Origin of the sequence: Paenibacillus sp. 1182, from assembly GCF_017833915.1 — a bacterium.
In the GTDB taxonomy this organism is placed as follows: Bacteria; Bacillota; Bacilli; order Paenibacillales; family Paenibacillaceae; genus Paenibacillus; species Paenibacillus polymyxa_D.
The window spans coordinates 245,197-270,616 of the sequence record NZ_JAFICR010000002.1; the positions used below are offsets into that span (position 1 = coordinate 245,197).

Sequence of the window (25,420 nt, forward strand, 5' to 3'; positions counted from 1 at the left end):
CCTTTATGCTGTAATGAGAGTTGTAGTATCGTGGGGAATAAAGCAAAAGGCCTCGTTTCTATATTTCGGTAAAAAGTAGGCATGAGTGAATACCAATCGACCATTAAACGATTCTTCTGTCCCTTACGTTTCGTTTATCTACGTGGTACAGTGAAAGGACTATGACCGGAACGGGTGATCGTATGAAGGAACCAATTCACATATCGGTGCGTCCACTTGTGGAATATGTGCATCGGAGCGGCAGCATTCATAGCGGCTTTCGATCGAATAGCAGTATGCTCGAAGGAACTCGCGTGCATCAGGTTATCCAGAAAGGTTACAAGGAGCATGACCGCAAAGAGGTACATTTACGTACAGAAATTCAGTATAAGGACGAATTGTTTATAATTGAAGGCCGCTGTGACGGACTGATTGAGCTGGATGGCGTATGGACGGTCGATGAAATTAAATCGATCTCTTTGCCTCTCGAAGATATTCAGGGTGACGGTCAACCCGTACACTGGGCGCAAGCATTTCTGTATGCCTATATGATTGCTCGTGAGGAACAACATCATTCCATGCAGGTCCAGCTTACTTATGTGCAGGCACACAGTGAAGACATTCGCCGATTTAGGCGCGAGCTATCCTTTACTGAGCTGGAAGCTTTCGCGCAGGAGATGATTGCTGGTTATGCACCGTATGCATTCCTGCTGAGAGCACATGCGGAAAAGCGGGATGCCAGCATTGCTATGTTGGACTTTCCCTTTGACACGTATCGTTCGGGTCAGCGAACGCTCGCGGGTTCGGTGTACAAGACGATTGCCGAAGGGGTTAACCTGTTTGCCAAAGCGCCTACGGGTATCGGTAAAACGGTATCCACTTTGTTTCCTGCGATCAAGGCGATCGGTGAGGGGCAGGTTAGGCGAGTATATTATGTAACGGCTCGTACCACCACTCGGGCAGCAGCTGAAGAAGCTTATGCCAGAATGCAGACCCAAGGGCTGCACATGCATGTGGTGACTTTGACTGCGAAGGATAAAATTTGCTTTAAGGATGAAAATGATTGTGACGCTGGATCATGCAGCATGTGCGAGGGCTACTACGACCGGATCAACGGTGCGGTATCCGATATTTTGGCGAATGAGACGTTAATGACCCGGGCGGTGATTGAGCGTTATGCGCGCAAGCATAAGGTTTGTCCCTTTGAATTTTCGCTGGATGTGGCGTATGCCTCGGATGGTATAATCAGTGATTATAATTATGTTTTCGATCCACGGATTTCTCTGAAAAGATTGCTGGAGGAGCACAAGCGAAAAGGTGTCGTACTGGTGGATGAGGCGCATAATCTGGTAGAACGCGGCCGGGACATGTTTTCGGCGGAAATTTTGAAATCTTCTTTTTTGGAACTGAAACGAGAATTTAAGCTGCTAAGCTCGGAGATTGCTGCGGCTGCGAGTGCAGTGAACGCACATATGATTACGCTGCGCAAGCAATATGCAGACACAGGAAAAGCAGTGGAGACAGTAGCGCCGCAAGAGGTGCTGGAGCTGCTGGTGCCTTTTGTGGAAGCTGCTGAACGTGAACTGGTAACGGGGAGTAGTACAAGTCGCGCAAGCAGTGAAAGTACGGCCTACGCATTGCTTCTGGATACGTATTTTACTGCTCAGAATATGCTGCGGATTGCTGCTTTATATGATGAACGGTACGTTACTTATGTGGAAGCAGGGCGCAGTGAAGTGAGGGTCAAGCTGTTCTGCCTCGATCCTTCTCACTTGCTGGGACAAGCTATTAAGGGCTACCGCTCAGCCATTTATTTTTCCGCGACGTTGACACCGCTTGCTTATTATCGGGACATGCTCGGAGCAAACGAGGAAGATTATACGTTACAGGTTCCTTCCCCTTTCCATCAGGAGCAATGGGATGTACGTCTGCTGCCGCTCTCCATCCGTTATCGGGATCGCGAGCGTTCCAAAGGGGCGATTGCGGATATGCTGGCTGCATTGGTTGTGGAACGGAAAGGAAATATGCTTGTGTTTTTCCCGTCCTATCCATACCTGCGTGAGGTATATGAGGAGTTCATGCTTCGGGACGTGTCCGCAAATACGTTGGTACAAAGTCCGGGGATGACCGAACCAGAGCGGGATCGATTCCTAGAGGCCTTCCAGCCTGGGCAAGAGCACACCTTGCTTGGCTTTGCCGTATTGGGTGGTGTGTTTGCTGAAGGTGTTGATTTACCCGGGGATCGCTTAAATGGGGTAGTCGTCGTCGGCGTTGGCTTGCCGCAAATTGGAGCAGAGCGAGATGTGCTGCGGGATTACTTTTCGGAACAGGGACGGAATGGTTTCAACTATGCGTATGTATATCCAGGGATGAACAAGGTTCTTCAGGCAGGTGGCAGGCTTATCCGCACAGAGCACGACGAAGGGTTGTTGGTCCTGGTAGATGATCGTTTTGCCAAGGAGCCGTATGCTTCTTTGCTGCCAGATGAATGGAAAAGCTACCGTCTGACGGAACAAGCGGGATTAAGGAAGGAATGGACAGACTATGAACTTTAATTTTCATAATGACTCCATACGCGGGGTGCTGCGTAGCTTTGGACATGAAGATGCCGAAGTGGATAATATAGAGACTTTTGTGACATTTGCGCGCTTGGCTAACGGTATTTTCAGAGAAATGGATACAGATTTGACCAAGTTGGGGGCTTCTCAGGGTCGGATTATTGTGCTTAGCCTGTTGCATTGCCACTCCCCACATCGCATGACACCGTCAGAGTTGGCGGAAAAGGCTGATGTGACGCGTGGAACCATGACGGGGTTGATCGACGGATTAGAGCGAGATGGCATGATTGAACGTGTGGCTCATGAGAGTGACGGACGGATGGTGACTGTCGGATTAAAAGAGGCAGGACGAGAGCTATTAAGTAAGATAGTCCCTTATTATACGAAGCTGATTCGGTCGTGTATGTCTGAGTTTACGCCGCAAGATCATAAGATGATGAAGGGGTTACTGGGGAAGATGAAAGGCAGTTTTGAGCGGTCCTTGCCGAAATGCTGAGTTCCTAATATAGGGGATAAAGAATAGGAGAGAGAACATGTTCTTTTATACAGATGAGGTCTATGAAGGCCGTGATTTTGGCTCAATGGATGCCAGAGAAGGCGAGTGGAAAAATTGCGAGTTTACCCGATGTCGCTTTCGGGGTGTAGAGATGAATGAGTCTCTCGTGGAAGGCTGTACTTTTGTGGACTGTGATTTTACCGGAGCCATTCTGAATGCATCTCACTACAAGGAGTCGGCCTTTACCAATTGTTTGTTCACCAGCGCCAATCTGTTTGTAGTCCGGTTTGATAACTGCAAGCTGGTAGGTTCAGATTTTGCGGGGGCGAATATGGATGGTATCACAATTACGGGCGGAGACTGGTCTTATACAAATTTGCGTCATGCAGATTTAAGAAAACAAGATTTGCGAAAAATACGATTCAAGGAAGCCGACCTATCCGAATGCAATTTGGAAAAAGCAGATTTGCGAGAGGCTGATCTTAGCCGGGTAAGACTGCACAAAGCCCATCTTCAAGGAACAGACCTGCGCGGTGCGAAGATGGATGGTGTGAATTTTAAAGATCTGGACATCACCGGAGCCAAGTTGGATATCGAGCAGGCAGTAGCGGTGGCCCGCTCCTATGGAGCCAAGGTGGAAGGCTAAAAAGCACGGGATACCGGTGCTGGTTTAAATCTGGAGTACCCCGTGCGGGTGAAATGGATGGTTGACTCGCATGTGAAGAACTTAATCTTTAGGGGGTGCCGGCAGTAGTGGGGTTGCTGCTTCCGGGTCCCGGTTTGGCAAATGATCAACTCCCACAGGCTCTAGAGGCTGCTGTGGAACCGTCCAGTTGCGCGCGATATCTGCGGCAGTTCGCTGTTCCAGCAAGCGTTTGGCTACTTCATAACATTGATCGACATGCCGATTGCCAATGGTTCGCATAGCAGTAAAGCCAATTGCCGCGGCTAGCCCTTGCCCCAGAAGGGGAACAAACTTGCTAACCTGCTTGGTAGCGATCCGAATGCCCATTTTTTGCAGAATCTGCACGATGGCTTCACGGGTAATGAGTCGCCCAATCAGCTTGCTGCCAATCGAAGTGATAAAACCATACACCATGGATTTGGTTTCTGCGTCCAGACCTTCCAGCTGCTTCTCAGATAATCCGAATTTTCCATTAATGGCTGGAAGTAGCTGCATCAAAATGCCAACATCAGCAAGAACGTCAGCCCCTGGAACTGGAACTAATACCGCTCCACCAGAAGCCGCAGCCCTTTTTGTCACCATGGACTTACACTCTCTACGGATCTGCTCCAACTCTTCTATTGTTCGGGCTGTCATATGCATCTCTCCTTCATACGCTTCCGATTAGGACCCATGATTCTACCCTGTTATTACACACATTTCTACCTTTCTTAAGCATGGCGCAAGCAAAAAATCCCTGATGCACGTACTATCGCACATTTACTCCTGTGAAGCGATCAGGCATAATGAAGGGTGGTTGCCGATAAGAACAAGCCTGTTTACGGGGATAAAGGAAGGAAGAGACAGATGAGTCAGACAAACGTTTATTTTAATCATGATGGTGGAGTGGATGATCTAGTATCCCTTTTTATGCTGCTTCAGATGGAGCAGGTTCATTTGACCGGAGTATCGGTGATTCCAGCAGATGGTTACCTGGAGCCTGCGACAGATGCCAGCCGTAAAATTATTGATCGTTTTGGACAAAATAAAGGGCCTGTGGAAGTCGCAAAGTCTAATTCACGCGGTAAAAATCCGTTTCCTGCCGCTTGGCGTTTACATTCCTTCTATGTGGATGCATTACCCGTACTGAATGAATCGGGGCGTATGGAAGCACCGCTTTCATCCCTGCCAGCTCATCAGCATCTGATCGAAAAGGTACGCGGAGCTGAAGGTAAGACGCTGTTGCTATTCACTGGACCGCTAACCGATCTGGCGCGAGCGCTGGATGAAGCACCGGATATTGAAGCAAAGATTGAAAAGCTGGTATGGATGGGCGGCACCTTTGAAAAAGGGAATGTGGAAGAGCCGGAGCATGACGGCACAGCAGAGTGGAATGTATTCTGGGACCCAGAAGCGGCATATCGGGTGTGGCAAAGCGGCATCACGATTGATCTGGTAGCGCTGGAAAGCACAAGCAAAGTACCATTAACTCCAGCAGTACGCAATCGTTGGGCTGCCGAGCGCCGATATGAGGGCGTGGATTTCCTAGGCAACTGCTACGCGGGATGTCCGCCGCTCGTCTATAGCGAAACGAACTCAACCTACTACTTGTGGGATGTACTGACCACTGCATCCGTAGGACGCCCGGACATTGTCAAGAAAAAGACGGTGCATTGCAGCGTGATCGCAGAAGGGCCAAGTCAGGGCAGAACGGTGGAACAGGCGGATGGACGTCCTGTGAATCTGGTGTATGATACAGACCCGGAAGCCTTCTTTACGTATATGGCGGATTTGGCCAAGCTGGCTGCTCCCAAACGTTACTAAGTCTGGCAATGTACAGACGTGCGGCATAGGGCGATAATACTGCCTAGTGAGACGTACCCATAACATAAAGCCCGTGAACGTTATGCGTCACGGGCTTCTATTACATGATATACCATATCATCACTAGCTAATTTCAGTTTTAGGCTGACTCCTGGTATGTTTTCAGGGTGAATTGGAGCGTTATCTCCGTCCCGCTACCAGGTTCACTCCTCCCTGTCATCTTACCCTTCATTCGTTTTAATAGATGTTTGGTAATCTGCCAACCCAAGCCTGGATTACCATATGAGGGGGAGTACCCACGGTCATGTTCAAGCCACAATTTCAATTTATTCGGAGATATACCGATTCCAGTATCCTTCACCTTTAATTCCAGTTCAACCTCAGGTGCATCGGTCACAGATCGGGTGTTTGCAGATAAAGTGACGGTTCCTGTGTTTGTAAACTTCACTGCATTATCTACCAAATTAATCAACATACGGCGAATTTTAGCCTCATCCCCGATAAAAATAGGCGAGCTGGTGAGATTCCAGTCAAGCTTCAACTCTAGATTCCGCTGTGCGGCTACCTCTGTATACAGACTCAATACATTTTCCATCATCGTTCTCAGATCAAACGGATCTTCAATATCATCGATCTGCCTGGACTCTATATTGCTGTAATCCAAAATATTACTCAACAACGTCATAAGCGAGCGACTGCTCGACTCCATGATGCTCATATATTGCTGTTGTTCCTCTGTTAACTCTGTCGTCAGCATGAGGTCGGTGGCTCCCCATATTTCGGTTAGCGAAAACCGAATTTTATTACTCAGGGAAGAGATCAAATCCAGCTTGCTCAGAGCAGAGATCTCAGCATCTATCTTTTCTTTCTCCAGTTCCACCACATAACCCAGAAATACAGCCATAGCCTGTAGGGCCTTCAGTTCGGATTCTGTCAAATGTACAGATGGTGCGTCCAAGATACAAATGGTTCCGTAAGCCTGACCATTTTTCATGCGAATAGGGATTCCTGTAAATGAGTGGTTTCCGATAGTTTTAGTCACATCTAAGTCGCATGTGTGCGGGTGAATAGTCGTTTCTGAAATCGTGAGGTGATCCGCAGGATGATCCAACACCAGACTGCAATAGCTAAGCTCAAAAGGGAGCACATCCCCTTTCTTAACGAGTATCTCTTCCCGGTTAAATGAATCAACGATTACATTCGTAATCCCATCATTAGCGGTAATAAAAATGGTGTTTACATGTAAAATATCACTTAACACATCAATGACGTGCGCGGTAGCCTCTTGAATACTATTATAAAAACCTGTAGGTGAAGTAGTCATGTATCTCCAATCCTGATGCAAAGTGGTGGTTATCCAAAAACTTTAGCAGTTTGTGTATCCCATTCTCGATCCTCTGAATGTGCTTTTGGAGCGTATTGTTAATTATACATGATTATTTCATTATAAACCGATCTTTCTACTTCCATTTACCTATTCGCTTGCGCAAACCTTCATTTTTTAGGTCTAATGCTAGCCTTTCTGGGAAGGTTTTTGTTTGTATTATTACACATTCACGAAAATATATGATTATTTTCATTCTATTTTCATAAATTCATATGTAATCTCATGATATGAAAATTGTGTAATAAAATAGGAGGATAGAACCAGTAATATCATGTAAATATTCTATATAATAGGTTCAGAGGTGGAATTATGAATAGACAAGAAGCCCTAGAACACTTCCTTAAGACCTATGCAGAAGATGTATTGAACCAGAAATTACATCAGGCAGCGTCTTTGTATGAACAAAGAAAAGATGAGCTCATCTCTTCTTTTATTCAATCCTTTCAATCGATCTGCCTGCAAGCCCATTCTTCAGAAGTGGCCAAGACAAGGATCGGATACATTACTTATTCTATGAGGCGCACGTATCTGGTGGATCGCAACTATAACTATGTCGTCGAAGCCTATGATAAAAATTGGTTCTTTGATCCTCAACCTTGTTATGGAATCTATGATGCAGGCTGGGCATTCAGCTTTTTAGCAGAATTGGAGGATGAATTGAATCAGCTTCGAAAACCTTATATGAACAAGATTTTTCAGCCTGATGTGGAGCGATTTGTACTCCAGGCTGCAGGGGAATTTCATCAATATATTCTGAAATTAGCGAAAGATGCTATTCAGCAGGTTGTACATTTACCTGAATTCAAGGCCTTGAAATGTGAGGACGATTTGGAAGTAAGAATAGGGGAGTATAAAGGAATCAGTGAGGTGGTGTATTCAAGAGCTTATGGAGTACTACATGATTCAACAGGATAATCGTATTACGGAGTATATGTATCCAGTAGGGACGAATCGCCGGCAGTTATTGGAATGGGCAGAAAGCTCATCATGTGCCGATGAAGAATCTATTTTACAATTTTATGTATCAGGTGATGCGGACTATATTGATTTTATAGAGCATCCGTTACCCATCGTTTCGGAACAACTAAAGGAAATCTTTGATATATATCAAGCCGGATTAAGCTGGAAGTTAGTTGTTTTTGCCGATATGCAGCGAATGCAGCAAACAAGGTATTGGCTGGCAAATCCGCCTAGCCTGATGTGTTTATCACCACGCAGTGAATATCATAGGGACGGTACACTGAAGAAAATCATTTTAGATGAATATGCAGTCGAGAATCATAAAATATTCAGGGTTCAGGGTGCCAATCATCATATCATTGTAGACCTCGATGTGGCTGAATGTATTTTGAAGTTCAATCTGGCAGGCTTGAAATTACAAAAGGTCGATACAGAGGGGCCATCTATACAAAGGAGAGTCTAAGAATGAGTGAGAGCTATGTAGTGGATGGGGCACAGATATATTGCAGCTATGGAAGTCATACAGGAAGATTTAGTGTTTCAGCTAACAGGGGAATTAGTATTGGTGACAAACTACAAGGGAATATTCAGGATTTTCACCCGCAGACGCATATCCCTTCTTTCGGAATGTGTCGTAGTATGCATAATCCTGCAGTCTCTTCTGCTAACAAAGGGAATTCCGGGAAAATCATTCCGCAGTCCTGCAAACCGAGCGTTTCTATGCCTTGGTTGAATGGAAAAAAGGATGTATACGTAGATCAATCTCCGGCTCTGATGAGCTGCTCCACGAACTTATGCATGTGGTGTGGAAAAATCTCGTTCACCACAGACGGGCAGGAATAGTTAACAGATTGTAGGATTTGCATCACATGAAAAGCAACCGGGGGGAGTAAGATGGGACTGGCAGGAACTGTGCTGACTTATGGAAATATTAAAGTAAATGCACCGTATGAGATTATCAGGCTGCTTGATTTTGAATTGACACAGAAGATAAATGAGCACGGCAAGGTGTACATTACTGCTCTCATACCGGATGAGGACCATGCGAAGTATGACGGTTTAGCACATGATGAGGATGTGCTAGAGGTATATGAGATGGATGAAGACCGAGGGACAGTTAGCATCTTTAAAGGAATCGTCACCAATATTAGAATTGCATTCAAAAATGGCGTATATCACATGTACATCGAGGCTGCCTCTTTTACATATCTGATGGATCAACAAAGGAAAAACCGTTCGTTTCAAAACGGCAAATTGACATATTATCAACTATTCCGCGAACTCATAGATGCCTATCCACATGGGGATTTTATTGACCTGACGGACAGCAATCAAAAGTTAGATGGCTTTACTATTCAGTATGGGGAGAGTGACTGGGAGTTTCTGAAAAGAATGGCTTCTCATCTACAAACTGGACTGATTGCCGAGATTACGTCCGTGTTCCCGAGACTATGGTTAGGTGCCTCAAAAGAACAGGTGAAAGGTGAACTGCGCAGCATTAACTTTTCCCTCCAAAAAACAAAGTCAGGCCCCCGGTATACATATGCTGAAGTGGAGGATACGAAGCGTTTTGAACTTGGAGATGTCGTCGTGTTTCGACGAAAGCATTGGGTTATTGATCAAATTCATGCAGAGATGAAGCAAGGTATTATGACATATGACTATGTTCTCGTTCCTGAAGAGGGTATTCCGAGGGAGGTCATACATAATCAGTTTATTAAAGGTACCTCTATTGAAGGGAAAGTTATTGATTTAAATAGTGAAAACGAATCCGTTAAACTTCATCTGTCCGTGGATTCCATGCAGTCCAAAGTTGAAGGGTGCTGGTTTTCTTACCCCACTATGTATACCGGAGATGGGATCGGTTGGCATTGCATGCCTGAGCTGGGGGATCATGTCCATTTGTATTTTCCATCTAACAAAGAAAAGGAGGCTCGTGTAGTTCAATCCCTGCGTAAGAGAGACTACAAAGGAGATGAAATCAGTCAACCGTCAAGAAAGCTATTTCATACCAAAACACAAAAAGTGGCGAGATTCGATGATAAGGAATTAGCCCTCTCCACCCAGAAAGACAAGATACTGGTACGCTTAAACCCTGCATCTGGTATTCATGTGTACAGCCATCACGATCTCACCTTTCACGCCGATACAGACCTAGTGCTGCATGGCAAAAAGGTACAGATGACCGCTACTCGCGAAATATCTCTGACGTGCAAAACTAGCTATATCCGAACCGATGGAGCACTTCATATCAAGGCTAGTAAGTTCATGAAAAATCAGGTACCTGATGCCGAACTGAAAGCTTATAAATCCCTGATTCAAGAATTGAAGGGAAAAGGGTATCCGCAATGGGTGCAGAATTTGCTGCTTCAATTTAAAACGGACTACTACAAAGCCGTGGCAGCCGGGGACAAAAAGGGGGCCAAGGAAGCAGCGGCCAAGGCCAAGCAATTGCGTCAGCAGGTGGCAGAAATAGATCGTATGCCTGCCTGGGCCAGAGCGCAAATGCATGAATACACGTCCCAGTGGTGGGAAGCGCATGGAGCCAACGACAAAGCCAAGCAAAAGCAGATGCATCTTCTCGCGAACCAACTGCGTGACAACGTGCTAATCAACGAGCTGATTCGTGGTCATTCAGCCAAATCCTATCTGGATGCGAATCGGCTGGAGGAGCTGTCCGGACAATACGCAGATGCGGCCCATAAGCTGACCATCGCCGATCAAAGGGCTATTGCTAAGGAAGCGGCTGCCCTGCGTAGTAAGTATGGCGTGAACAGCCTGCTTGCCAGAGATAATTTGAACAAGCTTGCCAAGAAGTATCCAGACAGCTTCTCGTACAAGCTACCAACTACAGGCGATTGGGATAAGGAGCTCAACGCCGCTTTGCATGATTTTGCGAAAAAATACGGCCTGGAAAATAAGGGCTATGGTCGTGATGTGCTCGCAGTGTACCTGCATCAAGTAGCCAATGGTATCCTTCCATGGCCTAAGGTTAGCAAGGCTGCAACGCCAACAATTCCAGCAACGACAACAACGAAAACAGAACCGGGCAAGAAGCCGCCGACTACTCCTGAAAAGCCAACGCAGGAGGAACCAAAGCCTACTCCATCCAACAGTTCTGCCGAGGAAAAAAGGAAAGCAATTGTAGAATTCGCTAAGAAGTTTTTAGGCAAGATTCCTTACTGTATGGATACTAAAATTACAACGATGAAGCTGGACCCCAACAATCCACCTATTTATATGGACTGTTCTGATTTTAGTTCCTCGGTGTACTTTACCATATTAAATGTGCGTATAGGCGGTACTACAAGCGATCAAATCCATCGGGGAACAGAGGTTGACTACAAAGCTTTACGATCCAGTGGGGATTATAAAAATTTGAAGTTAGGTGATTTAATCTTATTTGATTGGGGGAGTGGGGGGAAAACCAAATTCAAAGTAGATCATGTAGGAATATATGTGGGAGATGGAAAGTTCATTCACGAGCATGGTAATGCACAAACTCTTGCTGAAATGAAAAAGGACCTCAAGCCATCTCATAATGTAACAATAGATAAATTAAACACAAATTGGGGAAAAGGTTATGGTCTTATATATTCAAACGTTATCGCAATTAGACGTATTATACAAGATGATGGCTCAATAATTAACAAATAAGAAAATAAGAAAATAAGAAAATAAGTAGTAGCTTAAAACATCATAATAATATTTGATTCCAAGGTATTCTCAGGAGAAAATAGTGCTGCCCCGTTTAGCTAGGTAGGCTTTATTGAGAACGGAAGAGGGAGTGGTAAGAAAGTGAATTTTATAAAAATCATATTGATTGTTACTTTTGTAGCCATTATATCGGCATGTAGTGGGTTTAAAGGAGAGGAAGCTTTCTCGTCTCCTCACCCCCAAGAAATATCATCACACAGGGTCACACAAGATAATAGAAATGTTACTGAAAAAGAAGCACGGTGGCTTTTAAATGGAGAAGAAGACCCATATCCGACTCAATTTTTGACCAATTTAGATGATCCTACAGGGAAGACCTATATACGAATCGATGACTTGGTAGATGCGATGCAAACTAAAGAAGAGCGAATAAAATATCGCGGCTCCCAAGTAACTGTCAGTAGAGTATCAAATGATGGAAGTCGAATGGCGATCGTAAGGACAATCTCTGATGTGGAAGAAGGGGGCGAAAAACACATTCTTGAGGTATATGATCTGAACTCAGGAAAAAAAGAGTCCGAGTTTGAACTGCCTTCAACGTCTTACCCTGTAGTCTCTCCTGATTTAAGTAAATATCTTTATGAGTTGAATGGGCAAGTGTATTTATATGATGCAGTAAAGAGGAAAACGACAAAAATAGACATTGGGAAACGTAAAATAGATTTAGGTATCATTAGTTCAGGATTATTTTCCCCAGATGGCACTAGATTCTGTTTTGAGGAAAATGACCAACCAGGCATCATTATGCTGAATCTGTCCGGTATTAGTGGAGTAAAACGTTTACTTACAGGGTCTATGGTTTCGCTTTTGCAATGGGATCAAGAAGATAAATTAATTTATACAATTTCTGAAGAGGACGACAATTACACAAAAGATGTCTATTCATTTGATATAGAGAGCGGAGAAAAAAGGTGGATAACTAAAAGTACGGCACCATTTATACTATCCCCTGATCAAAAATTGGCGCTGTCCGCAGAATACGAAGCATCAAAAATGTATCTGGTTCATCTGAGCGATGGAAGAAAGGAGGATATATCCTCTTTTACTAAAAACCAAGGAATACGCACGGCTCCAATACAGTGGATCGAAGCAAAAACCAATTATATGAAGTATAGCAACAAGGTTAAAGTGAAAAGAATTACTGCCTCTTCTACGCTACCTGATCAGGGTATTCGTTCTTTTAATGTGGACAATTTAACGGATGGAAATTATTCAACCTCTTGGTGTGAAGGAACCAAGGGGGGCGGAGTAGGGGAAACGGTAACTATAGATTTGGGTTCAACTCAAGAGATGAGAGGTATAGATATAACCGATAACTTCATGTGGGTTAATAATAAGTATTTAGACGTAAGTAAAATCAAAAAAATGAAACTTGATTTTTCGAATGGGCAATCTGAAGTGTTTGAGGGCAGTGGGGCACGTTTCAAATTTGATGAACCTATACGGACTTCTTTCGTTAAGATTACCATCCTGGAAGTGAAAAAAGGCGCGGACTTCCCAAATACATGTATAGGTGAGCTGAAGTTATTGTGATGAACAGTAGAAAACGGAAAAAAACTGCAGTATGGATAAGTAAAATTACGTTATTGGTCATGATCTTTTCCATGCTATGCGGGTGTATACAATCGAATGAGGGGCAAAAAGTAGGACAGGAGCGGAATGAAACTTATGCTTCTGTCTCTCAGTCCAAGAAACCTCCTCCAACAAAAAGGGCTGTAAATTGGTTGCTCTTTGAAGCGGAAAATGAAAACATGCCTGTGGACTATCTCGTTGATATGGATGATCCTACAGGCAATACGTTTATTGATACAACTGATATTATTGATCGGTTGTACGCAAGTGAGAAAGAGGATTTCCCTAGAAGTGAGCTGGAAATAATGCGATTTTCTAGTGACGGCAAGACTATAGCACTGAGCAGATATACACATATGATAGATTACAGTGCCATTTTTATTTATGACTTATCCACATATAAAAAGTTGTATAAATTTAATATACCTGATAGGGAATACGTCGTAATATCACCGGATTTAAGTAAATGTGTGTACACCAATAATGGAGATTTTTTTCAATACAATATTCAGGGACGAGTCACTCAAAAACTATCTATTTCCAACTATACTGGTTCGGAAGAATCTATTGGATATAGTGTGTTTTCTCCTAATAGTTCAAAATTATGTATTGAAGATAATGGTACTCTATATATTTTTGATCTGATGGCGAATAAAGAGGTTCAACGAATCACAGTGACCAAGGCAATGCAGGTTTATCAGTGGCTTTATAATAATAAGATAGTTTACCGTTCCTATGATGACGAAAAGTGGTACATGTTGAATTTAGATGACGGAAAGAAGAGGATGTTGGCAGAATTCTCTGAGAACACTGTTTTAACTTTAGATAACCACAGGGTTGCTTATGTGAATTCGAAGGGTGAAATGCAACAACGAAACATCCAAACAGGTTTGCCTATAAAATACTCCAATCTATTTCACAGGATAGGCTATAACGTGTCCCCTACACAATGGATACAAACAACAACGGATTTAATGAAATATCGAAAAAGTATCCCGGCACGGAAAATCATTGCCTCTTCTACACTTCCAGACCAAGCAGGAAATTCCTATGCTGACCAAAACATCATGGACGGAGATGCGAGTACAGCCTGGTGTGAAGGAGTTAAAGGAGACGGGATCGGGGAGTGGATCAAAATTGATTTCGGCTCTATGCAAGAACTGAAGGGGTTTGAACTTTTTAATGGTTTAGCCAAGTCATCCAAAGCCTTCCAAGCAAATAATAGAGTTAAACGAATGAAACTGGAGTTTTCAAACGGGCAGACCAGGGTGATAGATAATGATTTTATAAGAAACGAATTTCTTGATAACCCCATTCATACCTCTTTCGTGAAAATAACGATTGAGGCCGTAGAGCGAGGAACTAAATATCACGATACCTGTATGTCGGAGATACGATTCTTCTAGCATTTCTAACAAAGGAGAAGACATATGAAATGGAAAGAGCCAACGTTTGGTGCAACCCCTATGTTGAGAGCTTTAACAACTGCTAATGCACACAGGAAAGCACAGGCATTTGATCTTGCAGCAGAACAGAAAAAACAAAAACTAAGCTACCCAGACTGGGCCCAGACCTGGATGCGTAAATACAAAGAAGATTGGTATATTGCTCAAGTCAATGGTGACGAGGTAGGTATGCGTAAAGCGCAAAAACTGGCAGAAGGACTTCGAAGCAAATTACGCGAAATGGCCACATTCCCCAAGTGGGCTCAAGAGCAAATGCAAAAAGAAACCGTTCGTTGGATGACTGCGGAGGCAAGTGGAGATATCAGGGAAAAGCTGGCTGCCGAGAAGGCGGGACGAGCTATACGCGAGAAGCTAGGTCTGATTGATATGAGTACTAAAGCACCACCAGAAGTACCCGTTACCACCGAATCGAAAGATGAACCTACAAAAACGAACGTAAAGACTCCGGCTGGAAAATGGATACCTGCTGAATTCCAGTATAACGGTAGTTCTGAAGCTGAGAAATATTTCAAAAAGCGTTCAAAAAAATTTATTAAACAAAAATGGAATCAGGAAAAGCTGCACAGTTTGTGGGAAGCTACAAAAAGCATACAAGAAACGTATCATATTCAGATTGATCCACGTCTTTTGTTAGCTATTATTATTCAGGAAGGGACGGGAAGCTTTAATACGAGTAGTACAAATCGAGCAGCCGATGGTCAGCATGGTGTCGAGACTAATTATGCAAAGGATTTGGTGAAGGCACATAATTTAATATTTGGTAAAATGTTGGGATACATTTACTATGGTGAGGAATTTAGACAAGTTGTAGTTAAAAACAACAACTTGGAGGGGATTAAAGGTAAAGGTGATATATATCAATACTGCAATTGGATAACTCCGATTGTAAGAATGAATTCGAAGAGAGTAGATTGTGGGCCGTATGCTGGTCATGGTACATGGGGTGAAGATGTAAAATCCATTTATAACAAACTAAGTAATAAAGAGGCCGATAATTATGACTTATATCTATCAAATATTAGTAAAGACACAGCTCAAAATATTGCTAGCTCAGAAGGTATAAAACTTCCTGCTATTACCTTCAAGGCACTCCGAAATGCTCAAGATAGTGGTGGTAATGAGATTAAAAAGTGGACGGTAACGGGCGAACGATAAGCTAAAATTCGAAAAGAGGAAAAGAAGTGTACAAGCCAAGTTACGGTTATTTTATTATATTGACTTTTTTGGCTTTAGGAGTAACCGCATGTAGTCTTTCAGATATCAATACTTATGACAATGGGAAAACAGCTACTGCTAAAGCTAAGCAAGAAAGCTCTAGCTACTATCCAGAGAAAGGAACAGACAAAGCCAAAAATGTTGTATCTGCCGATCCAAAGCCCCTTCAGGATGAGGACTTCACAATATCATATCGGTCGCACAAAATTGATAGGAATACGGATATTAAAGAACTTATCCATAAGTGGGGTTACAGTGAGGGATACGATAGCTTCAATCGAGGATATATTAGTGGGAATGGAACCTACCGAAGATGGAACTTATCTTATCCTAACTATGAAGATTCAGAAATTCGATTTGTAGTTCTATCTAAGATCGAATTTGAAGGGGAGGAACCGGTTGATGGTGAAAGTTATCTAGTAGCCGTGAGCTTGGAAAATCCCAAGTTTAAAACCAAAAGAGGATTGAAGATTGGTGATACCCTTGGTAAAGTGCTACAACTTTACGGTCAACCAAGTACCATAACAAATAGAAGTCTGGTTTACTCCAAAAATGGCCTACATTTGAGTATTAATTGGGATACTAAAACAGAGAAAGTAAATAATATTTTTATTGAATATAACATGGAGAAATCCGTAAAGCAGCAACGTAGTGCTGATTATGTAGAAGAGGATGCTCAGCCCGACCCTGATCTGGAACCTTATACTATTCAAAGGGAACAATCATTTACCACCACTCTTAATGGATGGGGAGAAGTAAAGTTTATATCCACTTTAAAAGATGAGGATACGAATGATCTGATTCAAGCAAAGTTTTTTTTGGAAGTTAACAGTGACAAAAATGTGGAAAACAAGATCCTGTACGAATTCCCCGAATTTTATGGTAACAACGGTAAAATGATTGATAGGATCAAAGCAGTAAGTTTTAAGGACTTGAATCAGGATGGACGTACAGATATTGTTATTATTGCTGATTATATCACCGGAGTTAATGCACACGGAATAGAGACTCTACCTGTCGCGGGAATTTACTTTCAGAAAAAGGACAAAACGTACACTACCCTGCCTGAGTTGGATAAGAGTATCAATCAAACTGGACATAACCGAACACTTCAAAATGTCATTCAATACGTAAGCAAACAACGTATAAACGTTCAATGAACAATGTGAAAAGGGAGTTTTTTGAAATCAACTTTATAAAACAAAATAAAATACTATTTTTAATATTGTTATTTAGTCTGCTATTGAATGGATGTTCTGAACAACCTACGAATGAGAAGCAGCAAGCAGTTGAACCCATCAAACCTAGCACTCAAATGATAGAGAAAAAAGCTGTGACTGAACCAGAGTCTGCTGCTCAAAAACGAGATCGGAATAGCAATATTGTGAATCCGATTAATAAACGAAATGAAAATTACGCCATAGATTCTAACACATTAGATCAGTTTATAAAGAAAATCCAACCACAGAATGAGTACCTTCAGAAAATATTAAAAGAAGATTTGGACCTTGATGGAAAGGTGGAATACGTGCTTGCTTTTGGATTAGAAAAAGGGGTGATTGACAACATATTTGTAGTCCGGGAGGATGATGGTTATCACATCATTGAAAAACTAGAGGACCCGGTTATAGTTGTGCATCTAAATACAGATGTGAAAATCATGAAGCTGGATCAAACAGACCAAAAATTTATCGTTGTATACTCTATAGGCGACGGAGGGGCTTATTCAGAGGGATTCTCCATATACACCTTGAAAAATAATCATATCAAGAGTATAAATTCTGATTTTCCTAATGCTACTGGACAAGGAATTCGAACGTTAAAAGATACCGACCATGATGGTGTATTTGAAAGTGTCGATTATTACGAGTTTAGTGACACTCAGGAGCATACCATCGTGGTCTATCAAAAATATGATGGAACAGGACCTGAAAAAAAGGAGGTTTTGTATAAAAATAAAAGTACACAGTTTGTATATCCAAGCGATCCTAAGGCTGTGATATTGAACTACTTGGAAGTTGATTATCTTATGAAGTGGTTTGATTTACCTTTTCCTGAAATGGACCAGCTCACCGATCCGGCAGCAAGGCAAACGTATGATTTTGAGGATGCCATCGATTTATCCGGTTTAGCATATTTATCTTACCCGGTGTTAGAACTGAGTATTAATGAGGTTAGTAGCGATGATAACCGAAAAATATTTTTGGTAAAAGATGATTCATTAGAAGAAAGAGCGAAAAAGGAAATTACGTTTACGTTAGAAAAACAGTCAGATAAATGGAAGATTATGGGTATAGAGATGAACGATAAATCGTAGAAAGCGTGATATCCAGCATGAATTACTTGAAGTACGGGCGAGCTTCTTGCGTCCTATTACTACTCATTTCCTGTGTAGCGCTGAATGGATGCATGAAGGAACAAAATTCTCCAGCAACTAAAACAAATCATGCGCTTTCTCTCCAAAATGAAGATAAAACGATTTCCTATTCGAAAAAGCTGGACACGTTAGTGAAAAAACTTCATATAGTCAACGATGAAAATAAGGATTCTGATACCAGACAAAACAAGCTTGAGGAGTTCACACAGGAACTTAATTCGTTGTTAAATGAGCCTGGAAGTGTAGAGATGAAGGATGAAGAATTAGTAGAAAAGTTCGATAATAATCTCACTATCTTAACAAAATCGTTTCCGTTAAAAAGCGGGCAGCTAAACGTTAGGGTTATGAATTATAGAGCACCTAAAACGGTGACAGGTACGATCGGAGATAAATACACATTTATTCAGTGGTGGAGTACTAAGCAACTTGTACACGCCCAGATGCTTGAGGATGGCGGGCCAGAATTGACTACAGACTTTGTGGTCCGAGATTCAGACAAGGGAATACAGCTGTTGTTAGGGGGATATGTTTCAATATATCATCCAGATCCCGTATTTGTTGCGTTGTGGGAATTCTCCGGGGAAAAATGGACACAGAAAGAAATAGTAACAGATAAGATAAAGCTTCCGGATGCGTGGGAATTGAACGAGGATATAGATGAGCTTATTTTAGAGAATCGACAACATGATAGCATGAGTATCGAGGTTTTAGACCACGGCGATGGTTTCTTCATAAACAGTGATGATTCTGAACAAAACCTTATCATTGAGTTCTCCAAAAGTGGAGAAGTCCGTATTGATTCCGAATATAGCACTGCCTTGAATACTCATAGTGAACGGCAAAGCTTTGAACTCATTCAAGAGGAATATTCAAAAAATGGGATCGTGATTAAATACCCTCAAATTATAAAACTCAAGGATATTGCAAAGCAGAAATCTTTAAACAAAATTCTTAAGGCTGATGCTTTAGAAGGATTACAAAACTATGCGGATTCCAATGCTGGAGTCCATGTCGAAATTGATTATGAGATCAAACGAGAAAATGAACGATTCTTGAGTGTTCAATATACGGGTATTCATTATGTGAAGGACGCAGCCTATCCTACTCATATGTTTTATACGACGAACCTGGATATGAAGCAGGCTTCAAGAATAAGGTTGAGGGATCTGGTAAAGGTCGAGAAACCTTTTATTGAGCTTATAAAAAGCGGGAAGATTACAGCTGTTCAGCCGGAGCAACAAGGATTAATTGGTGATTTCACAAAAGATGATTTGATTCAATTGTTAACAAATGCGGATGTAACCAAAGGTTCGCTTGCGGAAGTAGAAATGGAATCGTTTAGTTATTTCACAAATGATTCATTGGGGATGAGTGTACCTATGGCACATGTGGTAGGGGACCATGCGGAGTATGAAATTCGTTTTGCACAAATTCCAGAGAATATTAGGCAAAATGAGGAACTATGGAGTGAGTTAAGTTCCGTTGAGGATCAGTCTGTTTCCACAGTTGGCGGTGAAAAGTTGAATACCGACCAATATGAAATTGAAGAGTCGCAGTCTTTTCAAACTACTTTCGAAGGCTTTGGGAAAGTGCGGTTTGTATCCACATATGGGTATTCGGAAGGTTTTCGTAAATTCTTTTTCTTCCTATTGGATGGCCAAGGACATATGCTGTATCCATTCCCCGATTTCTACGGGAACCGTGAGTGGGTTGCACGTTACGGAGGAGTAGAAGCAGTGGCCTTCAAGGATGTGAATAAGGATGGATTGAAGGATGTTATCATTATTGCCAAAGTTGACAACGGGATTCATGGACCTGGTAGAGTTGACCAGTTCCCTATAGCGGACATTTATTTTCAGAAAAAAAATAAAACCTTTACCACTCTCTCTGCATTAGATGAGGCTCTTAACGATCAGGGACATAATCAAACCATTAAAGATGTCATTCAATACGTAAGCAAACAACGGATAAACGTAAACTAACCGACAAAAGGGAGCGGTAACATGGGATATCCAATCATCAAGTATAATGGAACGGTTTTATCTCTTAAAAATCCAAAAGTTAAAGTTGTACAGAAAATGAATGAGCATGTGAAGGTCGTTTTGACAGGTGTATTAACGGATGCTCAAATGGAAGAATATACAGATCATATGGAAGCAGGGGCGAAGTTAGTTGTTTCTTATATGAATGACGATCATAAACAGAGTGTGCTATTTCGAGGGCTAGTCACGCAGTTCAGAATCAAGATGGTATCCAATGTAGCTCATTTGGTTGTCGAAGCTCTATCTTATACATGCCAGATGGATGAAATACCTCATAGACAATCTTTTCAAAATGTAAAGATGAAGCTGCAAGCATTGCTTGAACACGTGCTCAAATCCTATCCCAAAGCCAATTGTACGAGCCGGTTGAAGGATCAACTTTTACAGGAATTTACGATGCAATTCGACGAAACAGACTGGTCGTTTCTGAAACGTATAGCGTCTCGGCTCGGTTGGGGACTGATACCTGATCCGATTGGTGAAAAACCTCAGTTTTATTTTGGATTGCCGGATGGCGTCAATCAGCCTGAGCTCAGGCAGTATAACTACTCCATGACGAGAAAAACCAAACCAGGAGCCAGCAAGGATGACAACCTTCTATATTATAAAGTACAAACGACAGGGGCTAGAGATGTCCTGCTGCAAATTGGGGCGGAGGTTAAATTTAAAGGGAAAGCTTTATACGTCCTGCAGTCTGTTGCGTTTATACGACATAGTGCTTTGTGGCATGAATATGTGCTGACTACAGCGGATGGAATGAAACAGGATTTGATTGTAAATGAGGACATTCGGGGCATGTCATTGAAATCCAAGGTCATTGGAATCGAGCAGGATCATGTGAAGGTTTTCTTTTATGAAATGGATAAGGTCAAGCCTAACGTCAAGGAAACCTTCGCTTTTCCAACGGCTACATTTTATACATCGGAAGGGAATACGGGATGGTACTGCATGCCGGAGCTGTTTGATTTTGTAGATATCTACTTTCCGACCTCTAAAGAAAAAGACGCTATTGTGACCCACTCGATCCGAAAGAGATCCAAAGGCGGTGACTTTATTAAGGACCCATCGACGAAAATCTTTATGACCAAGTACCGCAAAGCCATTATATTTGAGAAAAATGAAATTTTAATCACGGGGAACGACGATGAAGTGGTGATTCGACTGCTGGATGACCATGGCATCGAATTGCGGAGTAAAAAGGACATCCGTGTTAAGGCTGATGGAAATTTGGTATTCAATGCGGGGAACACAATTCAGGTCACCGCGAAGGATGCTATCGGTTTAAAATGTAAAACGAGTCTGGTAGAAATGGATGGTAACATCAAAATGACTGGAGAAAAGATAAAGACGCAATAACTAAAATCAACAAGAGAGGGTAAACCAATGGCTAAAGTAACTACAGGAGCAATCGTAAACGAGAAACCGCCAACCCAGGAAGATATGATTCAAGAATGGAAACGTAAAATAAGCAAAGGCGAATATCCTTTTATTCATGTAACTAAGCATAGCACCAAAGGTGAAGAGCGCTAAATATGACTAACGACGACTGGAAGAGGCCCCTAAGGGGCCTTTTCTGCAATCATGGTTCAATATTCTACTTCTTTTTAGGATTCCTACTGTCGATGAACCAAGCAGGTCCTAATACATCTAGGACTTCTTTTTTTTCAAAATCGTAAGCAATGGATATCGAGTGACCTTCATGTCCTTTTATATAGCCGATTAGATAAATCGTGTTATTAACATAGCTACCTATATAGTCATAACTCTTAAATATGAAATCTGCCCTATAGTATTCCTTAATGTACTCTTTTCCAATAGGTATGCCTGTCCGAACGATTTCTTCTTTTTGGCATTCGATGCGTACTGCATGTAAAAGAAAACTCCTACCAGAATGACAAGTGATATAAAGACAAAAAGCCATAGTTGTTTCTTTTTCAAGTTGAAGTATTCTCCTTAAAATTGAGCTAAATATGCTATAAGCTTTCTTAGGAATAAGGTGCATTCTTATCTATAACCTTACTATTAATAAACCAATCCGGTCCCGTAACATTGACGATTTCTTTTGAGTCCAAGTCATAGGATATCCTAATTAAGTCTGTATCGTTTCCTTTTATATAGCCGTAAAGATGTACTCTTGCAAAGACACTGTTTTCTTCAATATTGTAATTTTTTAATACGAAATCCGTATTATAGTGAGTTTTAATATATTTGATACTGACAGTAGTAGCAGACTCCACTACCTCTTCCTCTTGAGCGGTAGAAAAACCACAACCGCCCAGAATGGTTAATATTATGATGAGAACTGTGCAACATTTAAGGATTGTGTTCATTTACGTAACATTCCCCTAACATGCTATTTATAATTTAATGTGAACTACAACCAGAATGCAGTGAACAATGACGTGGTTCTTATTTTTGTTGCAAATATCTCTCAGTAACAGGAAGTATTTTAATGATATTACTTCTTCATATTTAGGAAAAAGTCATCTGTTAGAGGGCATTTGAATACAGACTTGATTTTAGAATGGCGGAACAATTTTATTAGGATTCCTACTGTCGATGAACCAATCCGGTCCAGTTACGTAGAGTACCTTTTTTTTCTTATAGTCGTAATTTAGTGAGATTATCTGACCGTCATGTCCTTTTATATAGCCACGAAGATAAACGGTAGAGTTAACATAGCCGCCAATAAAGTCGTAATTTTTGTATATAAACTCGGCATTATAATGTTTTCTAATGTATTCTTTTCCAATAGGTATGCCAGATTGGACGTACTCTTCTTTTTGTACATCCTCCGTATATTGCATGTAACAAAAGATTCCAACGAGGATTGAAACTACTATAAAGATGCTTCCCCAATCCTTTTTCTTCTTCAAGTTGAATTCTTCTCCTTAGTATCTCCTGACTATAAACTCATAACATTACTGCTTTTTATAATAATAGTAGGATAGCTCATTTATTTAATAAAAGGATTAGCTCGGTACAACGTTTAAAAATTGTGTTCATATACGCAAATCTCTTCTAACATACAGTTACAAAGTCCTAATCGTTATTAGGTATGAACTGCGACCCAAAATGCAGTAACCAACGACTTTATACTTATTTTTACTTTCAACTATACCGCAAGTAAACAGGAAGTATTATAATGATTTCACTTCCTTAGATTGGAAAAATATATTCTTGAACTGGAATGAATCATATGTGTTTTTTTTTTTTTTTTTTTGCATACAAATCTTGATATTTAAAATGGTGGAACATTCTTTTTAGGGTATCGACTGTCAATGAACCAATCCGGTCCGGTTACACTAAGCACTTCTTTTTTTTCAAAATCGTAAGCGATAGATATCGATTGATCTTCATGTCCTTTTATATAGCCGATTAGATGAACCGTATTATTAACATAGCTACCTACATAGTCATAACTCTTAAATATGAAATCAGCCCTATAGTATTTTTTGATGTACTCTTTTCCAATAGGTATACCTGTTCTAACGGCTTCTTCTTTTTTTATATTTGATGCGTAGTGCATGTAATAGAGAGCTCCTATTAGGATGAAGAATAAGATGAGAGCAGTAACCCAAATTTTTTTTCTTTTCAATTTTTAGATGCTCCTTTTTTGAAAGTATCAACTTTTTCTAACTTTATAATATATTAGGTGATTAGACAAGGTGGGGTAATAATTGCAGTATATTAGTGAAAAAACATACTGGAAGATAGCAGATGAGGCTTACCTATTGGATATTGATCCAAAGACTTATAAAAATGAAGATATTCCTGGTTGGAGGGTTGTTGATTTAGACGAAAAACTATTACATGACACGAACGGTTCTGGATTTGATGCGACCGTTTTTCACAATGAGAATAGCAATCAGGTGATCATAGGGTATAGGGGTACAGAACCAGGAGGAAGACCACTATGGAGTAGAGCGATGGACATAGGAACAGACATCAACGACGTCGTGGGTGGACGAGCAAAAAATTTAAATCAAGTTCACGATTATTATGTAAATAATCAAGAAGAGATAAAAAATTCCCCCCCACAGGTACAAAGTTCATTTCATCAGTATGAGGCCCAGTATCAGGATAATCAATTTACAAAAGCTCAAACACTGTACGATGAAGTGAAGAAGAAGTACCCCGCTGCCGAAATATCTACGACAGGTCATTCTTTAGGCGGTGCAGAAGCAGAATATGTTGCAGTGAAGAATGGTTTATCATCTGTGAGTTTTGCTGCTCCGAGCATTGTACATTTATTGCCTGAAGATCTTCAAGAGAGGGTAAAAGCAGGAGAATTCAAGAAGACTAATGTGGCTTTTGCCCATCCCGGAGATAGCGTTGGTGGGGGAGCCACTAAGGCTAACCAACATGTGGGGGAAACGTATCATATTGGGAGTGATTATAAGACTGCCAATGTAGCCAAGTTTACTATTCCTGTTTCAATTCCCTTGGAAAGAAAAACCGAATTGGAAAGACTAATTCTTGGCCCAAAATGGACTCCTATTGTTTATGTTCCGATTACATTGCCTATGATACAGCAAGATGCATTCACCAAATTCTATAATTCTGTATTAGGTGGAGAGAACACTCATAGCATGGGAAACTTTACGTTTGATGAAAATGGCAATATCAGCAATCCACTGTACACGATGGACGGTCAATTGGTGGAAGGCAATCCACGGGTGCAGGCATACGAGCAAATGCTGGCCGCGCGAGCAGAGCTCAAGGAAGTCATGGGCGATCTGGTTGAACGCTATGGGGGACAAATGGGGGCCTTCGGGCAGTTTGCTGCTACTGCACTGGGTGTGAATTTGATGGGAGCAGGACAACAAGATGGTCGCACTAATGGTGGGGCATATTTTGTGGGCAACAAAAATGGAGGCACAATTCAATTAACACCTGAGGAGCTAAAGCATGCTGCTAATCAGATGCGTTCTAGCTTGCATGGATTTTCCAGTGATACCCGTGCGTCCATTCAGTTATTTCAGGCTCATATTGGGACAAGTGAAAGTCAGTCTTTGACCCCGCTTGCGCATAGTGCTACGGCGACACTGGATCGGATTAATCGCTGGTATCAGGAATCGATTACAGAGATAGCAGAATATATAGATCGTAAGGGCCAGGAATTTACGATGGTGGATCAATAAGAAAGAGCAGCTGGAAGAA

Annotated in this window: 23 protein-coding genes; 17 read left to right on the forward strand and 6 right to left on the reverse strand. The window is 41.7% G+C overall.

Translation table 11 applies throughout. The features are described 5' to 3' along the window. Nucleotides 1-161: 161 nt before the first annotated feature. Genes JOD82_RS04125 through JOD82_RS04135 form a run of 3 tightly spaced genes read left to right on the forward strand, consistent with a single transcriptional unit; the run spans nucleotide 162 to nucleotide 3,679 of the window. Complete coding sequence (locus JOD82_RS04125) at nucleotides 162-2,534, forward strand: ATP-dependent DNA helicase (protein WP_209947702.1); 2,373 nt, start codon at nucleotides 162-164, stop codon at nucleotides 2,532-2,534. After that, a complete protein-coding gene (locus JOD82_RS04130) occupies nucleotides 2,524-3,033 on the forward strand; it encodes a MarR family winged helix-turn-helix transcriptional regulator (protein WP_209947703.1) in 510 nt (169 codons plus the stop codon). The genes JOD82_RS04125 and JOD82_RS04130 overlap by 11 nt, the downstream gene beginning before the upstream one ends. Nucleotides 3,034-3,070: 37 nt before the next feature. After that, nucleotides 3,071-3,679, forward strand: a complete 609-nt coding sequence (locus JOD82_RS04135; protein WP_209947705.1) for a pentapeptide repeat-containing protein — start codon at nucleotides 3,071-3,073, stop codon at nucleotides 3,677-3,679. Between the two features lie 81 nt (nucleotides 3,680-3,760). Here the strand turns inward: JOD82_RS04135 and JOD82_RS04140 are convergent, their stop codons facing one another. Then, nucleotides 3,761-4,354: a hypothetical protein gene (locus JOD82_RS04140; protein ID WP_209947707.1), complete on the reverse strand. Its 594-nt coding sequence runs from the start codon at nucleotides 4,352-4,354 to the stop codon at nucleotides 3,761-3,763. Nucleotides 4,355-4,564: 210 nt separating this feature from the next. Here JOD82_RS04140 and JOD82_RS04145 point away from each other — a divergent pair, with 210 nt between their 5' ends. Beyond that, nucleotides 4,565-5,521, forward strand: a complete 957-nt coding sequence (locus JOD82_RS04145; protein ID WP_013312477.1) for a nucleoside hydrolase — start codon at nucleotides 4,565-4,567, stop codon at nucleotides 5,519-5,521. 139 nt (nucleotides 5,522-5,660) lie between these two features. Here the strand turns inward: JOD82_RS04145 and JOD82_RS04150 are convergent, their stop codons facing one another. Beyond that, a complete protein-coding gene (locus tag JOD82_RS04150; RefSeq protein WP_029518646.1) occupies nucleotides 5,661-6,845 on the reverse strand; it encodes a GAF domain-containing sensor histidine kinase in 1,185 nt (394 codons plus the stop codon). A 372-nt stretch (nucleotides 6,846-7,217) separates the two neighbouring features. Between JOD82_RS04150 and JOD82_RS04155 the strand changes: the two genes are divergently transcribed. The 12 genes from JOD82_RS04155 (at nucleotide 7,218) to JOD82_RS04210 (ending at nucleotide 21,787) form a co-directional block, all read left to right on the forward strand. Then, the gene (locus JOD82_RS04155; protein WP_029518645.1) at nucleotides 7,218-7,823 is read left to right on the forward strand and encodes a hypothetical protein; all 606 of its coding nucleotides are present in this window, start codon (nucleotides 7,218-7,220) and stop codon (nucleotides 7,821-7,823) included. Then, nucleotides 7,807-8,331: a hypothetical protein gene (locus tag JOD82_RS04160; protein WP_165145931.1), complete on the forward strand. Its 525-nt coding sequence runs from the start codon at nucleotides 7,807-7,809 to the stop codon at nucleotides 8,329-8,331. Before JOD82_RS04155 ends, JOD82_RS04160 begins: the two co-directional genes overlap by 17 nt. A gap of 2 nt (nucleotides 8,332-8,333) precedes the next feature. Next, complete coding sequence (locus JOD82_RS04165) at nucleotides 8,334-8,711, forward strand: DUF4280 domain-containing protein (RefSeq protein ID WP_209947709.1); 378 nt, start codon at nucleotides 8,334-8,336, stop codon at nucleotides 8,709-8,711. A gap of 51 nt (nucleotides 8,712-8,762) precedes the next feature. Beyond that, on the forward strand, nucleotides 8,763-11,525 hold the full coding sequence (locus JOD82_RS04170) for an NlpC/P60 family protein (protein WP_209947711.1): 2,763 nt from the start codon (nucleotides 8,763-8,765) through the stop codon (nucleotides 11,523-11,525). A 141-nt stretch (nucleotides 11,526-11,666) separates the two neighbouring features. Next, on the forward strand, nucleotides 11,667-13,118 hold the full coding sequence (locus JOD82_RS04175) for an NADase-type glycan-binding domain-containing protein (protein ID WP_069010974.1): 1,452 nt from the start codon (nucleotides 11,667-11,669) through the stop codon (nucleotides 13,116-13,118). Then, the gene (locus tag JOD82_RS04180; RefSeq protein ID WP_209947713.1) at nucleotides 13,118-14,563 is read left to right on the forward strand and encodes an NADase-type glycan-binding domain-containing protein; all 1,446 of its coding nucleotides are present in this window, start codon (nucleotides 13,118-13,120) and stop codon (nucleotides 14,561-14,563) included. The genes JOD82_RS04175 and JOD82_RS04180 overlap by 1 nt, the downstream gene beginning before the upstream one ends. Nucleotides 14,564-14,587: 24 nt before the next feature. Next, on the forward strand, nucleotides 14,588-15,778 hold the full coding sequence (locus JOD82_RS04185) for a hypothetical protein (protein WP_069010972.1): 1,191 nt from the start codon (nucleotides 14,588-14,590) through the stop codon (nucleotides 15,776-15,778). Between the two features lie 26 nt (nucleotides 15,779-15,804). Then, on the forward strand, nucleotides 15,805-16,998 hold the full coding sequence (locus tag JOD82_RS04190) for a hypothetical protein (protein ID WP_069010971.1): 1,194 nt from the start codon (nucleotides 15,805-15,807) through the stop codon (nucleotides 16,996-16,998). Next, entirely contained in the window at nucleotides 16,995-18,155 is a 1,161-nt protein-coding gene (locus JOD82_RS04195) for a hypothetical protein (protein WP_069010970.1), read from the forward strand. Before JOD82_RS04190 ends, JOD82_RS04195 begins: the two co-directional genes overlap by 4 nt. A gap of 17 nt (nucleotides 18,156-18,172) precedes the next feature. Further along, entirely contained in the window at nucleotides 18,173-20,197 is a 2,025-nt protein-coding gene (locus JOD82_RS04200; RefSeq protein ID WP_069010969.1) for a polysaccharide deacetylase family protein, read from the forward strand. Nucleotides 20,198-20,218: 21 nt separating this feature from the next. Beyond that, the gene (locus JOD82_RS04205; RefSeq protein WP_069010968.1) at nucleotides 20,219-21,613 is read left to right on the forward strand and encodes a hypothetical protein; all 1,395 of its coding nucleotides are present in this window, start codon (nucleotides 20,219-20,221) and stop codon (nucleotides 21,611-21,613) included. A 27-nt stretch (nucleotides 21,614-21,640) separates the two neighbouring features. Beyond that, nucleotides 21,641-21,787 carry a hypothetical protein gene (locus tag JOD82_RS04210; protein ID WP_023990839.1) on the forward strand — a complete coding sequence of 49 codons (147 nt, stop codon included), beginning with the start codon at nucleotides 21,641-21,643 and terminating at the stop codon, nucleotides 21,785-21,787. 64 nt (nucleotides 21,788-21,851) lie between these two features. Here JOD82_RS04210 and JOD82_RS04215 read toward each other — a convergent pair whose 3' ends face one another. The 4 genes from JOD82_RS04215 to JOD82_RS04230 all read right to left on the reverse strand — a co-directional run bounded on the left by JOD82_RS04215 (nucleotide 21,852) and on the right by JOD82_RS04230 (nucleotide 23,855). Further along, on the reverse strand, nucleotides 21,852-22,259 hold the full coding sequence (locus JOD82_RS04215) for a hypothetical protein (RefSeq protein ID WP_239645242.1): 408 nt from the start codon (nucleotides 22,257-22,259) through the stop codon (nucleotides 21,852-21,854). Then, nucleotides 22,243-22,587, reverse strand: a complete 345-nt coding sequence (locus JOD82_RS04220; protein ID WP_029518635.1) for a hypothetical protein — start codon at nucleotides 22,585-22,587, stop codon at nucleotides 22,243-22,245. The genes JOD82_RS04215 and JOD82_RS04220 overlap by 17 nt, the downstream gene beginning before the upstream one ends. A 189-nt stretch (nucleotides 22,588-22,776) precedes the next feature. After that, nucleotides 22,777-23,133: a hypothetical protein gene (locus JOD82_RS04225; RefSeq protein ID WP_208332577.1), complete on the reverse strand. Its 357-nt coding sequence runs from the start codon at nucleotides 23,131-23,133 to the stop codon at nucleotides 22,777-22,779. 365 nt (nucleotides 23,134-23,498) lie between these two features. Next, nucleotides 23,499-23,855: a hypothetical protein gene (locus JOD82_RS04230; RefSeq protein ID WP_029518634.1), complete on the reverse strand. Its 357-nt coding sequence runs from the start codon at nucleotides 23,853-23,855 to the stop codon at nucleotides 23,499-23,501. Nucleotides 23,856-23,937: 82 nt separating this feature from the next. Between JOD82_RS04230 and JOD82_RS04235 the strand changes: the two genes are divergently transcribed. Continuing rightward, the gene (locus tag JOD82_RS04235) at nucleotides 23,938-25,401 is read left to right on the forward strand and encodes a lipase family protein (RefSeq protein ID WP_069012573.1); all 1,464 of its coding nucleotides are present in this window, start codon (nucleotides 23,938-23,940) and stop codon (nucleotides 25,399-25,401) included. The last annotated feature ends 19 nt before the right edge of the window (nucleotides 25,402-25,420 follow it).

What these genes read in the sequence shown, in the direction of transcription:
- JOD82_RS04125 (WP_209947702.1), top strand. Translation starts at nt 162, where the DNA reads ATGACCGGAACGGGTGATCGTATGAAGGAACCAATTCACATATCGGTG.
- JOD82_RS04130 (WP_209947703.1), top strand. Translation starts at nt 2,524, where the DNA reads ATGAACTTTAATTTTCATAATGACTCCATACGCGGGGTGCTGCGTAGC.
- JOD82_RS04135 (WP_209947705.1), top strand. Translation starts at nt 3,071, where the DNA reads ATGTTCTTTTATACAGATGAGGTCTATGAAGGCCGTGATTTTGGCTCA.
- JOD82_RS04140 (WP_209947707.1), bottom strand. Translation starts at nt 4,354, where the DNA reads ATGACAGCCCGAACAATAGAAGAGTTGGAGCAGATCCGTAGAGAGTGT.
- JOD82_RS04145 (WP_013312477.1), top strand. Translation starts at nt 4,565, where the DNA reads ATGAGTCAGACAAACGTTTATTTTAATCATGATGGTGGAGTGGATGAT.
- JOD82_RS04150 (WP_029518646.1), bottom strand. Translation starts at nt 6,845, where the DNA reads ATGACTACTTCACCTACAGGTTTTTATAATAGTATTCAAGAGGCTACC.
- JOD82_RS04155 (WP_029518645.1), top strand. Translation starts at nt 7,218, where the DNA reads ATGAATAGACAAGAAGCCCTAGAACACTTCCTTAAGACCTATGCAGAA.
- JOD82_RS04160 (WP_165145931.1), top strand. Translation starts at nt 7,807, where the DNA reads ATGATTCAACAGGATAATCGTATTACGGAGTATATGTATCCAGTAGGG.
- JOD82_RS04165 (WP_209947709.1), top strand. Translation starts at nt 8,334, where the DNA reads ATGAGTGAGAGCTATGTAGTGGATGGGGCACAGATATATTGCAGCTAT.
- JOD82_RS04170 (WP_209947711.1), top strand. Translation starts at nt 8,763, where the DNA reads ATGGGACTGGCAGGAACTGTGCTGACTTATGGAAATATTAAAGTAAAT.
- JOD82_RS04180 (WP_209947713.1), top strand. Translation starts at nt 13,118, where the DNA reads ATGAACAGTAGAAAACGGAAAAAAACTGCAGTATGGATAAGTAAAATT.
- JOD82_RS04185 (WP_069010972.1), top strand. Translation starts at nt 14,588, where the DNA reads ATGAAATGGAAAGAGCCAACGTTTGGTGCAACCCCTATGTTGAGAGCT.
- JOD82_RS04195 (WP_069010970.1), top strand. Translation starts at nt 16,995, where the DNA reads ATGAACAATGTGAAAAGGGAGTTTTTTGAAATCAACTTTATAAAACAA.
- JOD82_RS04200 (WP_069010969.1), top strand. Translation starts at nt 18,173, where the DNA reads ATGAATTACTTGAAGTACGGGCGAGCTTCTTGCGTCCTATTACTACTC.
- JOD82_RS04205 (WP_069010968.1), top strand. Translation starts at nt 20,219, where the DNA reads ATGGGATATCCAATCATCAAGTATAATGGAACGGTTTTATCTCTTAAA.
- JOD82_RS04210 (WP_023990839.1), top strand. Translation starts at nt 21,641, where the DNA reads ATGGCTAAAGTAACTACAGGAGCAATCGTAAACGAGAAACCGCCAACC.
- JOD82_RS04215 (WP_239645242.1), bottom strand. Translation starts at nt 22,259, where the DNA reads ATGCACCTTATTCCTAAGAAAGCTTATAGCATATTTAGCTCAATTTTA.
- JOD82_RS04220 (WP_029518635.1), bottom strand. Translation starts at nt 22,587, where the DNA reads ATGAACACAATCCTTAAATGTTGCACAGTTCTCATCATAATATTAACC.